This is a genomic window from Peribacillus sp. V2I11, assembly GCF_030817135.1.
Lineage (GTDB): Bacteria > Bacillota > Bacilli > Bacillales > DSM-1321 > Peribacillus > Peribacillus simplex.
The window spans coordinates 4354847-4369616 of the sequence record NZ_JAUSYW010000001.1 but is presented as its reverse complement, the minus strand read 5'-3'; the positions used below and the strand labels follow the sequence as shown (position 1 = coordinate 4369616).

The following is a 14770-nucleotide window of genomic DNA, read 5'->3' as shown; positions in this document are numbered from 1 at the left end:
GCGGCTAATCTTTCAGCCATTCCTCCCATTTAGATTGCGTGTCCCCCATTAAAACTCCGCTGAAGGCCGTATGGTTTTCTTCGGAAATAAGGCTCAGCGCCGCACCGCCAAGACCCACCTTCAAATCCGGGAAATCCTTTATTAACGCTTCAACCAGCCTAAATGTTCCATCAAGATTCTCTTTCAGTGAACATGACATGAATAGGTAAGAGGGCTTTATGATGTTTAAAACGGTGAAAAGGTCCTTATCAGCAATGGATTCACCTAAATAAATGGTTTCATACCCTTTCCGCTTTAAAAAAATGGTAAAGACCAACAGTCCAAATTCATGTTTTTCACCGGGAGCACAAACGGTAATGGCTTTCGGAAGAAAACCATTAGTCGGAATCGTATGCATAACTGAACTGATCCTGGATTTTAGGATGTTCGACGCAAAATGTTCATGAGCGGAAGTAATTTCCCCTCTTTCCCACTTATCCCCAATCTGAACCAATATTGAACCGAGTACATCGACTATGGTTTGTTCGATTGTATACATGCTGAATGCTTGGCTTATAAGCATATGGGCTTTATTTTCATTGAAATTCAATAGAGCTTCGATTAATTCATCCGATAACTTAATCGCTTGTTCATCCTTACGGTTCGTTTCAGGAACTCCAGGCGCTGGAGTTCCAGTACTTTCGAGAAGTGAAACAGCTTGACTTATTGTAAAACCTAGCTTTGTTTTATTAATGAGCCACTTAAGGATTTGCAGATGTTTTTCTGTATACAGCCGGTGCCCTGATTCATTCCTGACAGGTTCGATAAATTTATAGCGCCTTTCCCATGCCCTAAGGGTTCCCGACTGAATGTCTAGCAGTTTTGAAACTGCCTTTATATTATATTTACCTTCTTGCATGGTTTTACAAGGCCTCCAATAACTGTACGATCATTTGTTGAAATTATAGTGGATTTTTCAAAGTCTGTAAAATCCCGATATGCTCGATTAATAGCAGCCTAGTAGGTTTTTTCCACAGCTTCGCCTATTTCAGTGTCTGTCCCCCTTTTCAGGGTGAAGAGGTGCGTTTCCGGCTTAGCCTCAAGCCTTAAAGGCACTGCGCTTGTCCCATAGCCGTTACTCGTCATATATAAACAGTCCCCCTCTTTTTTAATGCTGCCGATCTGATAGGGCCCGAATCCGAATATGCGAATCTGCCCGCCATGGGTGTGACCTGACAGGACGAGACTAATATGGTATTCCGGAGTCAACTGTTTCTTGACCAATGGATTATGGCTCACCAAAATCCGAAAATCTTCATTCCCGCAATCCGACAGGGCAAGGTCAAGCCTATCACGTTCTTCCGATATATCATCAATGCCCAGAAGAGCGATTTTGCTGCCATTTTGAGACTCAAAAGAAACAGCTGTATTATCAAGGATTTTCACACCGTGTTTCAAAAGAGTCGCATCCAGTTCATGGAAGTCTCCTTCATAATCATTATTACCCCAAACAAAATATAGGGGACCAAGTTCTTTCAGTTTCAATATATTTTTTTCCACACGTTCTAAGGGAACCCCGCTTTCCCTAATGTCACCGCCGATTATAACCAAATCTGCCTTGTCACGAGCTTCCTCAATTAATTTGTCCGCAACGATCCGTCGATGAAGATCGGATATGAAAAAAATCCGAACATCACCAAAGCCTTCAGGAAAGTCTTTGAAATATAAGTCTTGAAAAATCACCCTATCTTGCATTGCCGTACGCCACATGTAAATGATCGTGGCAAATGACAGCAGAATGATGACTAAAAATAATCCAGATAACCATAACATCTTAGTAAAACCTTCTTTCCATCCTTATCCCAAACGTACTTTCATATAACCATAAAACCATATTACCCGCAATTAAATATGATTTAACGCGATCATCATTTATTTTCATGATATAAGTTAATATCATAATTCTTCTTCATCATTTCAAAAACCTTATGGCGACTTTTCCATTCTTCCTCTTTTTCCCACAATTGCTTACTTTTATTAATGATTTCACAGCGTAGCAGTTGAAACTCCTTTTCAGCTTTATCAAGCTTTTTTTTAATTAAAACCATATATCCATATAGACCAATTGCTGCCGCCAAAAAAAGGAAATGACTAAAATGGTCGACAAAAACACTAAACATACTGAAAAAGGAATAGGAATAAGGTACAACGATATAAAAATAAAGATAAATCATAAAAAGGGCAGCAACAATCATGGTTGCCCATAAGCTTTGAAGGTGTTTCTTTTTAAGTGCCTCGAATTTTTTCTTTCGATCCACGACATTCTGCAGCATTTGTTTTGTTGCTTGATCCGTTTTCTCATCCAATAAAATGATTGTCGATTCCATCGCATTTCCTCCTCTACTCTTTCAAATCATGATATGAAAGAGTAGTGGAAAAAATGATAAAGTACCTATCACGTTTGCCTTCATACTGAACCAAGTCAAACAATTAAAAAACACCCTGCCTATAAAGACAGAGTGCCATCGTTATTTCTTGATCGGAATTTTCAATACCTGACCTTTGGAAATTTCATTGCCACTCAGCCCATTCCACTCCCTGATCAGAGCAATCCCTTCCTGTGATTTGTAGTAATTCATGGAAATGCGAAATAATGTTTCTTCACCTTGAACAGTATGTAAGACAACTTTATAACCCTCTTTATCCGGTTTCGCGGCTTGAACATTTTCGGCAGCCTTTTTCTTTTCTGCTGCTGCCTTCTTTGCTTTTTTGTCAGCTATTTGCTGTGCTTTGGCCTTTTCCTCAGCTTCTTGCTCCGTTTTGGCCTTTTCTTCAGCTTCTTGCTCCGTTTTGGCCTTTTCCTCAGCTTCTTGCTCCGCTTTGGCCTTTTCTTCAGCTTCTTGCTCCGCTTTGGCCTTTTCTTCAGCTTCTTGCTCCGCTTTGGCCTTTTCTTCAGCTTCTTGCTCCGCTTTGGCCTCAGCTTCTTCTTTTTCTTTCTCAGCTCCAGCCTTTGCCGATTCTTTTTCCTTTAAATCATCTGCCGTTGCTGTAGTTGGAATCGATTCATCATCTTTAAAGACGACTTGGTCACTTTTCGTATAAGGTACTGGCCTATCCTGCAGATATGTATAAAGAGTGTAAAATCCAATTGGAAGTAAAATAAAAAATAACGCTAATAATTGTATCATCGGGAACTTAATCTTCACTTTACTTTTTTTCTTTTTATTCTGGTGGACTTTGCTCCGCTTGGGCAATGATGACTTAGCCTTCTGACGTTCAATTCGCGAACGAAGTTCACCAGCCTGATCGTTTTCTTTTTCATTCTTTTGTACCCGGCTCATTCAAGTCACCCCCTTTCTTGCTAAACCCTCTTTGTTTTTTGTTCCTGATTAAAATACCAAGGATCAAGTCAATCAAAAAGTGGGCCGTTATCGTCACGATGATATTATTGGTCATTTCAAATAGAAAACCGATAAAGAAGCTCAAAACCAAAACATTTAAAAATAAAAACCAATTAAAAAGGTAACGATAATGAACGGCTGCAAAAATGAGGCTCGTAAGAAGCAAACCAAAATGTGTTTGCAACACTCCACGGAATAATACTTCTTCACTTATCGCTACGACTAAAGCTACGACAAAAATCATCGGGTATGACAAATTACTGAAAATGCGTTCGTTAATACCACCATCATCCTGATAGGAAGATGGTGTCACTTTCATAAGCAATAAGTCAAATAACACGACAATGACTCCAGCGGGAATTCCAATCAGCAAAATGTTCAGGTCATCAAAGATAAATAAGTCGAAAAAAGCAGAACGGTCCTTAAATAAAATAATACCTAAAAAGATGGCTAACGTTAAGAGAATAATTTGTGTAAGAAATAAATTATATAGCAACTGTTTATCTGTAAGTTGTTTAATTATTTCAGCTTGCTTATTTTTCATTGCCATTTTCCTTTTTTAATAAGATATAAGCCAATTCCTTTTTCCACGTGGTAAAGGAATTGACCGGATCCACCTTGACTTCCGGCCATACATCAGCCATTTTTTCGGCATCCATCCCACAGATATCACAGCAGATGGGGTTTACTTCCCGATGCTTTTCTCCAAAGTAGTCCAGTATCCCTAAACGGCGACATTCCTGTGTATATATCCAGTGAAGGAATTTATGTAGCTTTTCTTGATTCCTGGATTTCCTCTCTTGACAATACTCTTTCATCTCTGCCACTTGATGTAAGTCATTGCCCGTAATAAACTGGGTAAAAAAACGCAGCTGGATTTCGTTCAACGAAAAGGATTGAGACAGCTGTTCTTTTTCTGAGAGGGTCAAATTCACCGGAATTTTCTGTGATGCATTAAGGAAAGAACATACACCATCGATTTGCGATTCAGTAGGCAACTGTTGCTCCATCAAATGAAGGGGAAGCCCTTCATCCCCTTCGCCATATAATAAGACAGCCACACTTTGCTTCCGATCCCTTCCCGCCCTGCCTATCTCCTGAAGATATGCTTCCATTGTCGATGGGAGATGAAAATGTATAACATATCTGACATCGGATTTATTCACACCCATTCCAAAAGCACTTGTTGCACATATAATTTTTAGCTGGCCGGAAATGAATTGCTGCTGAATGAGCATCCTTTGTTCCTGTTCCATTCCACCGTGATAATAATTGACACTATCGATCCCGTTCTCCTGTAAAAACCCAGTGACCGATTCCGCCACTTTTTTAGAGGAAAAATAAATAATCCCGCTTCCCGTAAATTTCCTGACAAGCTCCAGCACACGGGCTAGCTTCTCATCATAGCTGAACATTCGCTCAACAATAATTGCAATATTTTCCCGATCAACAGATGAAACTGTTTCATTGACCGACCCAATGTTGAGTTTGCCAACGATGTCCCTCCGGACCTCATCGGTTGCAGTTGCTGTCAGGGCAAGAGTCAACGGATTGTTCAATTCACGCCTCACTTCTCCTAAATTCAAATAATCCGGACGGAAATCATACCCCCATTGTGAGATGCAGTGTGCTTCATCTATGACGAACAAACCTATTTCTATGGATTTCAAGGATTTTATCACACCATCCAGGCTTAGCATTTCAGGAGATAAAAAGATAAAACGATAACTATGTAACCGGTCGAAAGCTTTCCTTTTTTGATTTAGCGTCAAAAAAGAGTTGAGCGTCAATACACTTTTTTCGCCACTCATCTTCAGCTGATCTGCCTGATCCTGCATTAATGATAATAACGGGGAGACAATTAGGACAGTCTTATTTAAAAGATAAGCCGGCAGCTGGTAACATAATGATTTACCTGATCCGGTCGGTAGCATCGCTAAAGTATGACGGCCGGACATCAATGATTCAACCACTTCCTTTTGTCCAGGACGGAATTCATCAAATCCGAATTTTTCTTTGAGGACTCGTTCCATATTCATCATCCATCACCTATTTTCGCAAGTACAAGTCTTATTTGGAAAAAGCTTATCTGTTTATTATCGACCATCTGCTTGATTGCTTTAAGCTTTTTCGTTCCAAGTTCCTTAATAGCTTCATCAATTTCCCTCTCATCCTCGATGGTCACATAATCCGAAATCGGAAAACTCTTGTCCGTTAAAACAATTTCTACGAGGTGATCTTCGATGGTGTTGACTTTCAATCTACGGATTTCAGCTATCTCACCCAGATTTTTCCCTTCCTGGATGTATCGTAAAGTAATCTGTGTAGATTGTGTCAAATGAGGATTCCCACTTCTTTTCCAATCATTGGTTAATGTGGACAAGAGAGGGTAAGCCTTTCCCGTTTCCATTTCTGCAAGCATTTGATGCAATGAGTCAAGGAATGTAAAACGAACATATTCTTCTTCTACATCTTTCCTTTTTGCAATCTGTTCAAACGTAAGTCCAATCCTGTTTATCCCGGTTAAATTCAAAATGAAAATGTCTCGTTTCATATCACTTTGACTTTCTAAAAGGGATATCAGTTCATCATATAGATGTTGGGCAATCAAGGATCGATCCTGACGATTGGCATGTAAAAACTCCTTTACGAAGAATTGGATTTTGGGATTTCGTTGTATCGGATAAAAACGTCTTTCATTGTGGACAATATGGGATATGGTTTGAACGAGTAAGTTTAATCTTCCCCAGAAAACCGGGGTGATATTGTGATACTTCCAACCATTTATATACGTCGGAAATGGATTATTTTTAAAGTAATCGGCTAACATTTCCTCACCTTGCATACTAATTTCATACGCATCTGATTTATCCGTTAATTTAATCAAGTCATGCTTAAGTAAATGTTCAATGTTTTGATTTAATTGCTGACGGGTAAATCGAGGTATTGTCCCAAAAATATCCGTTAACCCGAATAAATGGGCATCCTGGATTGTTTGTGACGATTTCTTCCCCTGCAGCATATGGTATATAGCATAAATGGAACGTTCGCCTTGAAATTTTTTTATCGCATATAGAATGATGGCCTGTAGATAATTATTCATGGGACTCACATCCTTGTTTCATTTAACCAATAAACCCATTGTAACAAAAAACTGCAAAAATCGCCGTTATTATTGATGAATACAAGGGCAATTATGTGACTGAATGACGAACCAAGGAAAGAACCAAGTTAATTATTTCAATGTTTTTTGTTGACATTCAGATACATGATAGTCATTATCAATACAATTTCTATTGAAAAGTTTGGCATTCGGTCTTACAATAAGAAAGAGATAATAATCTGAAATAAAAAGATTATCAGTTGTTAATCAACTTAGGAGGGGTTATATTCATGGCTAAATTTACTATTGTGGATAAAGAAACATGCATAGCTTGTGGAGCATGCGGAGCAGCGGCACCAGATATATATGATTACGATGACGAAGGGATTGCATTTGTTACCCTTGACGATAACGAGGGAATCGTTGAAATTCCAGATGTACTTATAGATGACATGATGGATGCATTTGAAGGATGCCCAACGGATTCTATTAAAGTTGCTGACGAGGCATTTGACGGCGATGCACTAAAGTTCGAATAAAGGTACAAGCCATTTTCAATCGAGAATGGCTTTTCTTTTTGCCAAAGTCGCATTACATGTTCTCATACCAAAATTGAATAGAAATAAAAAACAACCGAATATGGATGAACTATGCCCCACTTTTCGGACAGTATAAAAAAGTGCCTATGCGGCTAATAGGTGGTCCCGGTATTGTACCGGGGCCATTTTCTTTAGTCCCCATTGATAACGACACTCATTGTATTCTTCTATAACTCGATCAACTTCTTCCTTCACATCCGTTAAATTAGTACATGTTTTATATTCTGCTAAATCTTTAAAGTGGCCAAAAAAAAAAAATTTCCATCGGCGGATTATCCCAACAGTTTCCCTTGCGGGACATGGATTGGGTTAGCCCAAGTTCCTTCACTTTGTTTTGAAATAGCGGATGGGTGTAATGGAATCCTTGGTCAGAATGCAGGATTGCACTCGGATGGAACTCGTGATTCACAGCCTGCCTTAGCTTGTTTAAAGTTTCATAAACGATATTCATATCCATGACGTGGATAAATGATACGTAACTATTTCTTTTATAGCCGTATCTTATACGCATGACAAATACGCTTTTTGACCCTTTCCATAATAAAGGTAGGTAATGTCAGTAAGCAGAATTTCCCTTGGCTCCTCCTGTTTGAATTCACGATTAAGAAGGTTTGAACAAGTAAGGTACTCCTTGGTTGCCTTAGCCATTTTTCACATACGGATTGGCCCTTCTGATTTTTGCGAAGAGATGATATTTTGCCATCAATCGTCTGATTTTCTTATGATTCATGACGGCCGAATAATCATTTTCCATAACCATTTTGATTTGGAGGGCGCCTACGTTTTTCCTTTTTACTGAGGAATATACTTTTAATTAATTCTATGTCCAAATCATCCTGTTCCTCGCGTAGCTCACGGGTTAGAGCTGCCTTTAACCAATCGTAGTAGCCACTTCGACTTACACCAGCCAATTTGCATAGATAGGGAACAGCCTTCTTTAAATGGTATGTCCTGATGGTTCTTTCAATCAGATAGAACTTCTCAGCTGCAGTTAGAATTATTTCTTTTTCAACGCCCGCCTTTCTAACTCTTCCAGCTTTTTTAGGAAATCATTTTCTGCTTCAAGGAATTTGATTCTCGCTTCGGCCCTCCTAAGTTGATTCTCTATAGACTGTGGCTTGGAAGAAGGGCGTCCTGTACTTCCTTTTCCACGGCGTTCCGTAAGGAAGCCTTCCTCGCCAAACCTTTCAAAGGTATCACGCCAGCGCTGTAGACAACGCTTAGGTTGTTCCTTACCAATTATTTCGAGATTAAATCCATGTTCTATGAAAATTTGAGAGGGGGATTTCCCTTTTTTATATTCCTAACAGCATTTGTTTTAAATTCGGGATTATAGGAAATAGAACGCTCTGAAGCACTTATGATATTTGGATTCTTTTCAAGTTCTTTAATCTGAAATTCAGTATATATATTCTTACTCATAGAAACCCTCCGTCCATACTCATTACACCTATTGAAACATAAAAAACCCCGGATATGGGGGCTGTTGACAATCTAAAAGGAATTTCTGAAACCTGTATAGAATTTATTCTATGCAGGTTTTTTATTGGAGGGATTTCTATGATGGGACGCAATGATGAGTACCAAAGCAAAATGGAGTTTATTGATTTGAACGATTTTGTTCCTACTAATCATATTCTCCGCTTAATATTGGAGAGAATTGACTTCTCTTTTATATACGTTAAAATGGAAAGTTTTTATTCGAAACTGGGCCGGAAGTCTTTGGATCCCGTCCTCCTTTTCAAGATGTTGCTTATCGGCTATCTTTTTAATATTGACTCAGAACGCGAACTTGAACAGGAGGTTCATTTAAATCTTGCTTATAGATGGTTTTTAGGACTTGATCTAACTGATCGAATTCCCGACCACTCTATTTTTAGTCAAAATCGTCGAAGACGGTTCAAAGACAGTGCCGTATTCCAAGAAATCTTCGATCACACTGTTTCACTATGCATTGAAAAAGGATTGGTCACAGGGGAAACCATTGTGACAGATTCTACCCATATAAAAGCCAGTGCTTCTAAGGATCAGGTGAAAAAGGTTGAGGTTGAGAAGACTCCTTCCCAGTATTTAAATACTCTTGAAGAAGAGGCAAAGAAGCTTGAAAAAGAACTGCAGGAGAAAAGAGAAAACGTTGGCCGAAAAAAGGCTGGGAGAAAACCGAAAGAGTCTACTACAAAAATAGTGTCCGTCTCTAAAACCGATCCTGATTCAGGGTTATTAAATCGACCCGGGAAACCATCAGGTCCCCACTATTTGGCTCATACCAGCATTGATACCCAAAACGGAATCATAATAGATATTCATCCGAGTGCAGGAAATGTAAATGACTGCGAACCTTACGTAGAACGCTTGAAAGTGATAAAAGAGAAGTTTCATTTAAATATTAAGAATGTAGGGGCGGATCGTGGATACGATACAACGCCTATTCACCATGGATTAAAAAAATTAGGCATAACGGGGTATATCAGTCCCACTCATTATGATTCGGCGTTTAAGACAACCTCGCATCGGGAGTTCACTTATAATAGCGAAAACGATATATACCTATGTCAAAATAAGAAGGAACTAGCCTTTACACATTTAATGAGAAAGGGCGAAACAAATTACAAGACCTATTCGGCAAAAACCCAAGACTGTAAAGTCTGTCCTTTCAGAGTGGAATGCTTCGGGAAAACAGCGACTAAAAGAACCATATCACGCCCCATCGCCCATGAACTATTAGAAGAAAACATGAAAAGGACAAAAACAAGTGATTACAAACTGGTTCAAAAACTAAGAAGAGTCTGGTGTGAAGGCTCATTTGGCACCATGAAAATAAAGCACAATTTATATAAGACATATAAGAGGGGCATTCAAAAAATCCATGAACAATGCCTCTTTTCGGCGTTGGCCTTAAACTTAAAACGAATGGTAAAAGTAATGAACTAGCTACAAAAAAATGAAGAAGAATAATCAATAAACAAGCAATTAACGATAAAAATCAAAATGGGGAAGAAGCAAAAGCTCTCCCCATTTTGTCAACAGCCCCATAAGGGACACTTTTTTATGTGTGTCCGTTATCCGGGGTATAGTTCAGGATATCCGGTTGTTTTTTATTTCTATCGTCAATGCCATTAAGCATTTTTATATAATGTTTGCTTATTGATCCATGTCTGTAATTTAATGAAAAGCAACATGAATACAGATGTGATGAGCACGCCTTTTATCACGTTGAAAGGCAGGATTGCCGTCGTAACGAACTTTCTTGACTCGGGTGCCGACATTGCATCCCATCCCATAAAGAAGGTATAAGCCGGTAAAAAGACAAAATAGTTTAAAACACTCATAAATACTGCCATGGAAACTGTCCCTGCAAGTAAAGCGAACGTCATCCCTTTTTTTGAATTGATTTTCTGAAATACATAATAAGTCGGCAAGACGAACAGTATTCCGGCTATAAAGTTAGCGATATGCCCCACAGGTACAGCAGTCAAGGTCCCTGTCATTACTAAATCCAATAGGTTTTTAATGAACTCAACAAGAATTCCAGCCATCGGACCGAAAATCAATGCCGCCATCAGTGCTGGTATGTCGCTAAAATCAACATTGAGAAATGGAGGGAATCCTGGAAAAGGAAAATTTAAAAGCATCAATAAATAAGAAATGCTTCCCATCATGGCAAGTGTGACCGTTTTTTTCACTTTGTTCTTTTTCATAGTTCTCTCTCCTTCTTTTCCGATCTACCTGAAAAAGAGGTTAGGGTTCCTTAATCATGTTGATGCTCAATAAAAAAACCTTTAATTCCAATAGAATTAAAGGGATAAATTAAAGGTTACATCAAACAAACGTTCAGCAAAAAACTGTTGAAACGCACTCAGGAACCTCCATCTTCTCCCATCCAGACTATACTGTCGGCTTTGGAATCACACCAAATCCTGCCTTGTAAGGCTCGCGGGCTTAGAAGAAGAAATTCCTTCATCACCGCCGGTGGGGAATTGCGCCCCGCCCCGAAGATAGACCTATAAATTTTTTTATACCTCCCATTATATCTGAAATTCCTTTTTTTTGATAGCATTTTTTCTCAGTTGATGCTTTTAAGATGAATATCGATTGTCACAGTGAATGGCTTAAAATACTTTGTGATATACAAAATGACAATTTAAAATAATGAAAAATTTTTTTTATATTACGAAAACGAAGACGAAGTCATTTATATCGCGACATTAAACAATTGATCAGATGATAATCATTTTATTAAGCGCTTACATCCAGATAAGCCAAATTGACATAATCAGCATTTCAATTGTAAAATTAACTGAAATTTAAGATAATTCTTTTCCCTAGGAAGGTGTTTAGACGTGTATCGGATTTTAGTAGCAGACGCCATTAAACCAGAAGGACTCGGACCGCTCTCAGAGGCATCCAATATTCATCTCATTCAGAAGACCGTAAAGGAAGCTGCAAACGAACTTGATCAGATCGATGCAATTCTTGTGAGAAGTGCAACAAAGGTTTCGGAAGATTTAATGAACCGTATGCCGCAGTTAAAAATTATAGCACGCGCTGGTGTCGGTGTTGATAACATAGACATCCCCGCGGCGACAAAACGGGGGATTGTCGTGGTTAATGCACCTGACGGCAATACCATTTCAACAGCTGAACATACATTCGCCATGATGGCTTCATTAATGCGCCATATTCCGCAAGCCTATGCTTCACTGAAGAAGGGGGAGTGGAAACGTTCTTCATATACGGGAACTGAACTTCGTGGTAAAACATTAGGTATAGTTGGCTTTGGACGTATCGGAGGGGAAATTGCCAAACGTGCGAAAGTGTTTGGCATGGATGTCATTGTCTATGATCCGTTCCTGACTGTCGATCGTGCAAAGAAAATGTCCGTAACGGCCCTGCCGTTAGATGAATTGCTTCCTAAAGCAGACATCATTACTGTTCATACACCACTAACGAATGATACTAGAGGATTAATCAATAAAGAAAAACTGCTTACCTGTAAAAAAGGGGTTTATGTACTGAACTGCGCCCGTGGTGGAATTCTAGACGAGGATGATTTATATGAAATGTTAGTTGAAGGACATGTTGCAGGGGCGGCACTGGACGTTTTCGTCGAAGAACCTCCAATTGGCCATAAACTCCTTGAACTTGATAGCGTCATTGCTACACCGCATCTAGGTGCTTCCACGAAAGAAGCACAATTAAATGTTGCCGTACAGGTTGCCCAGGAAGTATTGACTTATTTCGAAGGAAACCCAGTCTCAAGTTCAATCAACCTTCCAGCCATATCTAAAGAAGTGTTTGAAAAGGTACAGCCATTCCATCAACTTGTTCAGCAAATGGGATCCATTGCTTCTCAGTGCATGAATGAAGGAATTCAGGAAATCTCCGTTACGTATGCAGGGGAATCATTGGATTTCGATACAGCGATTCTTACAAAAAGTCTAATCTCTGGCTTTTTCAGATCAAGAGTTGATGCATCAGTCAATGAAGTGAATGCCTTGTTGATCGCAAAAGAGCGTGGCATAACCGTTGGTGAAAAAATCTCTGCGGACTCTTTAGGTTACTCGAATTTGATCAGCCTTAAAGTAAAAGGTGACAACCGTGAATTAACAATCAGTGGGACCTATATCGAAAATTACGGTTCTCGGATTGTAAGTTTGAATGGTTTCAAAATCGACTTCCATCCAGAATCGAATTTACTTTACATACAGCATACCGATAAACCTGGTGTAATCGGTAACGTAGGTAAGGTCCTAGGTGATCACGGGGTGAATATCGCCACCATGCAGGTTGGCCGAAAAGAAGCTGGCGGGGAAGCCATCATGGTTTTGAGCTTTGATTTACCATTAGAAGACAACATGAAACAATTTTTAATGGAAACAGAAGAAATTACATTCATGGCCCGTATTTCATTATAAGAAGAAAAAAGTGCCCGTAAGCGCGGGCACTCAGACTGTAGACAAACTCGATGAAAATCGAGTTTGTCTATTTTTATGGCTTGTACAATTTGGACGTTGATTTCCACTCCAGGCACTCGCTTTCCGCGGGCGGTCGGGGAGCCTCCTCGGCTTTCGCCTGCGGGGTCTCCCCTAGACGCGCTTTTCCCGCAGGAGTCTCGTACCTTCCGTTCCAATCAACTTTGTCTTCCCTTTTAGATAGAACACTTTTGCCTGGAGTCATTTTTGTTTTAAAATAGAAGTATTAAAACTTGAGGTGATGAGGATGCTTTCTAAACATGATTCTATTCAGCGAGATCAACTTGAAATGATTACTTTAGATCAACTGGTGCCACCGAACCATTTGGTTCGTAAAATGGAGGCTGCCATTGACTTCACTTTCATTTATGACTTGGTGAAAGATATGTATTCAGAGGTAGGACGCCCAAGTATTGATCCAGTTATTTTAGTTAAACTGACTTTCATTCAATATACCTTCGGTATTCGTTCCATGCGTAAAACGATTGAAGAAGTTGAAACCAATATGGCTTACCGTTGGTTCTTAGGCTATGGTTTCCATGATAAAGTACCTCATTTCTCTACATTCGGGAAAAATTATGAGCGACGCTTTAAAGATACAGACCTGTTTGAACAGATTTTCTATCGCATTTTAATGACAGCTGCTAATAAAAAGTTAATAAGTGCTGAACACGTTTTCGTGGATTCCACACATGTGAAAGCCAGTGCGAATAAACGGAAATTTGAAAAGAAAATCGTTCGTAAAGAAACACGAGCGTATCAAGGACGTCTTCAAGAAGAAATCAATCAAGATCGTGAAAACCATGGAAAAAAGCCTTTTCCACCAGATAAATTTGATAAAGAAGAGACCAAAGAGATTAAAGAAAGTACAACGGATTCTGAGAGTGGCTACTATGTGAAAGATGAACGAACAAAACAGTTTGCCTATTCATTCCACGCGGCCGCAGACCGCAACGGTTTTGTATTGGGAACGATTGTAACACCTGGAAATACACATGACAGTCAGATCTTAGAGCCACTAGTTGAACAAGTGATTGAGAAAGTTGGAAAACCGGAAGCCGTTGCCGCAGATGCAGCTTATAAAACACCAGCGATTACAAGCTACCTATTTAACAAAAAAATCATACCGGCTTTACCTTATACACGTCCTCGCACCAAAGAAGGATTTTTCCGCAAACAGGACTATGTATACGATGAACATTTTGATTGTTACCTTTGCCCTTCGGGCGAAACTTTAAAGTACTCAACAACAAATAAAGAGGGCTATCGCGAGTACAAATCGCCAAAACAAATTTGTACAACATGCTCATTTTTATCTCGGTGTACAGAAAGCAAAGACTGTCAAAAAGTGGTGACACGGCATATCTGGCAAACACATGTGGAAGAAGCAGATCATCTGCGTCATCATCAAGATGTAAAACCTATATATGCAAAACGTAAAGAAACGATTGAGCGTGTATTCGCAGTTGCAAAAGAAAAGCATGGTATGCGTTGGACTACTTTAAGGGGACTTAAAAAATTGTCGATGCAGGCGATGCTTACTTTCGCTGCCATTAATTTAAAGAAGATGGCCAATTGGACATGGCGAGGTCCAAAAATGGCCTAACATAGTGGGCTCGTAGAGCCCCAATCTCTTAACTTTAGGCGAAAATTCAAAGGGAATTTCAAAAGGGGTTCAGAATTTTTTAATTCCGAACCCCTTTTGTCTACAAACTG

12 protein-coding genes, 1 pseudogene and 1 riboswitch are annotated in these 14770 nt (G+C 39.3%); of the genes and pseudogenes, 4 read left to right on the top strand and 9 right to left on the bottom strand.

Going from position 1 to position 14770, the window contains the following annotated elements:
* Positions 1-4: 4 nt before the first annotated feature.
* The 7 genes from QFZ73_RS21405 to QFZ73_RS21375 all read right to left on the bottom strand — a co-directional run bounded on the left by QFZ73_RS21405 (position 5) and on the right by QFZ73_RS21375 (position 6483).
* Positions 5-898: a MerR family transcriptional regulator gene (locus tag QFZ73_RS21405; RefSeq protein WP_307270434.1), complete on the bottom strand. Its 894-nt coding sequence runs from the start codon at positions 896-898 to the stop codon at positions 5-7.
* A gap of 98 nt (positions 899-996) precedes the next feature.
* A complete protein-coding gene (locus tag QFZ73_RS21400; RefSeq protein WP_307270431.1) occupies positions 997-1812 on the bottom strand; it encodes a metallophosphoesterase in 816 nt (271 codons plus the stop codon).
* Between the two features lie 95 nt (positions 1813-1907).
* Positions 1908-2366, bottom strand: a complete 459-nt coding sequence (locus QFZ73_RS21395; protein WP_063233188.1) for a YpbF family protein — start codon at positions 2364-2366, stop codon at positions 1908-1910.
* A 141-nt stretch (positions 2367-2507) separates the two neighbouring features.
* Entirely contained in the window at positions 2508-3320 is an 813-nt protein-coding gene (locus tag QFZ73_RS21390) for a LysM peptidoglycan-binding domain-containing protein (RefSeq protein WP_307270428.1), read from the bottom strand.
* Positions 3298-3924: a CPBP family intramembrane glutamic endopeptidase gene (locus QFZ73_RS21385; RefSeq protein WP_307270425.1), complete on the bottom strand. Its 627-nt coding sequence runs from the start codon at positions 3922-3924 to the stop codon at positions 3298-3300. The genes QFZ73_RS21390 and QFZ73_RS21385 overlap by 23 nt, the downstream gene beginning before the upstream one ends.
* Complete coding sequence (locus tag QFZ73_RS21380) at positions 3914-5419, bottom strand: RecQ family ATP-dependent DNA helicase (protein ID WP_307270421.1); 1506 nt, start codon at positions 5417-5419, stop codon at positions 3914-3916. The genes QFZ73_RS21385 and QFZ73_RS21380 overlap by 11 nt, the downstream gene beginning before the upstream one ends.
* On the bottom strand, positions 5419-6483 hold the full coding sequence (locus tag QFZ73_RS21375) for a YpbB family protein (RefSeq protein ID WP_307270419.1): 1065 nt from the start codon (positions 6481-6483) through the stop codon (positions 5419-5421). Before QFZ73_RS21375 ends, QFZ73_RS21380 begins: the two co-directional genes overlap by 1 nt.
* Before the next feature lie 290 nt (positions 6484-6773).
* Here QFZ73_RS21375 and QFZ73_RS21370 point away from each other — a divergent pair, with 290 nt between their 5' ends.
* Positions 6774-7022, top strand: a complete 249-nt coding sequence (locus QFZ73_RS21370) for a ferredoxin (RefSeq protein WP_034308087.1) — start codon at positions 6774-6776, stop codon at positions 7020-7022.
* 144 nt (positions 7023-7166) lie between these two features.
* On the opposite strand, the pseudogene QFZ73_RS21365 reads toward QFZ73_RS21370, so the two are convergent.
* Positions 7167-8504 (bottom strand): annotated as a pseudogene (locus QFZ73_RS21365) (IS3 family transposase).
* Between the two features lie 138 nt (positions 8505-8642).
* Here QFZ73_RS21365 and QFZ73_RS21360 point away from each other — a divergent pair.
* Positions 8643-10013: an IS1182 family transposase gene (locus tag QFZ73_RS21360; RefSeq protein ID WP_307270414.1), complete on the top strand. Its 1371-nt coding sequence runs from the start codon at positions 8643-8645 to the stop codon at positions 10011-10013.
* A gap of 185 nt (positions 10014-10198) precedes the next feature.
* Here the strand turns inward: QFZ73_RS21360 and QFZ73_RS21355 are convergent, their stop codons facing one another.
* Complete coding sequence (locus QFZ73_RS21355; RefSeq protein WP_063233170.1) at positions 10199-10780, bottom strand: ECF transporter S component; 582 nt, start codon at positions 10778-10780, stop codon at positions 10199-10201.
* Between the two features lie 166 nt (positions 10781-10946).
* Positions 10947-11083: riboswitch (FMN riboswitch) on the bottom strand.
* A 339-nt stretch (positions 11084-11422) separates the two neighbouring features.
* Between QFZ73_RS21355 and serA the strand changes: the two genes are divergently transcribed.
* Entirely contained in the window at positions 11423-12997 is a 1575-nt protein-coding gene (gene serA / locus QFZ73_RS21350; protein ID WP_251430390.1) for a phosphoglycerate dehydrogenase, read from the top strand.
* A 304-nt stretch (positions 12998-13301) separates the two neighbouring features.
* The gene (locus QFZ73_RS21345) at positions 13302-14660 is read left to right on the top strand and encodes an IS1182 family transposase (RefSeq protein WP_307270409.1); all 1359 of its coding nucleotides are present in this window, start codon (positions 13302-13304) and stop codon (positions 14658-14660) included.
* Positions 14661-14770: the final 110 nt, after the last annotated feature.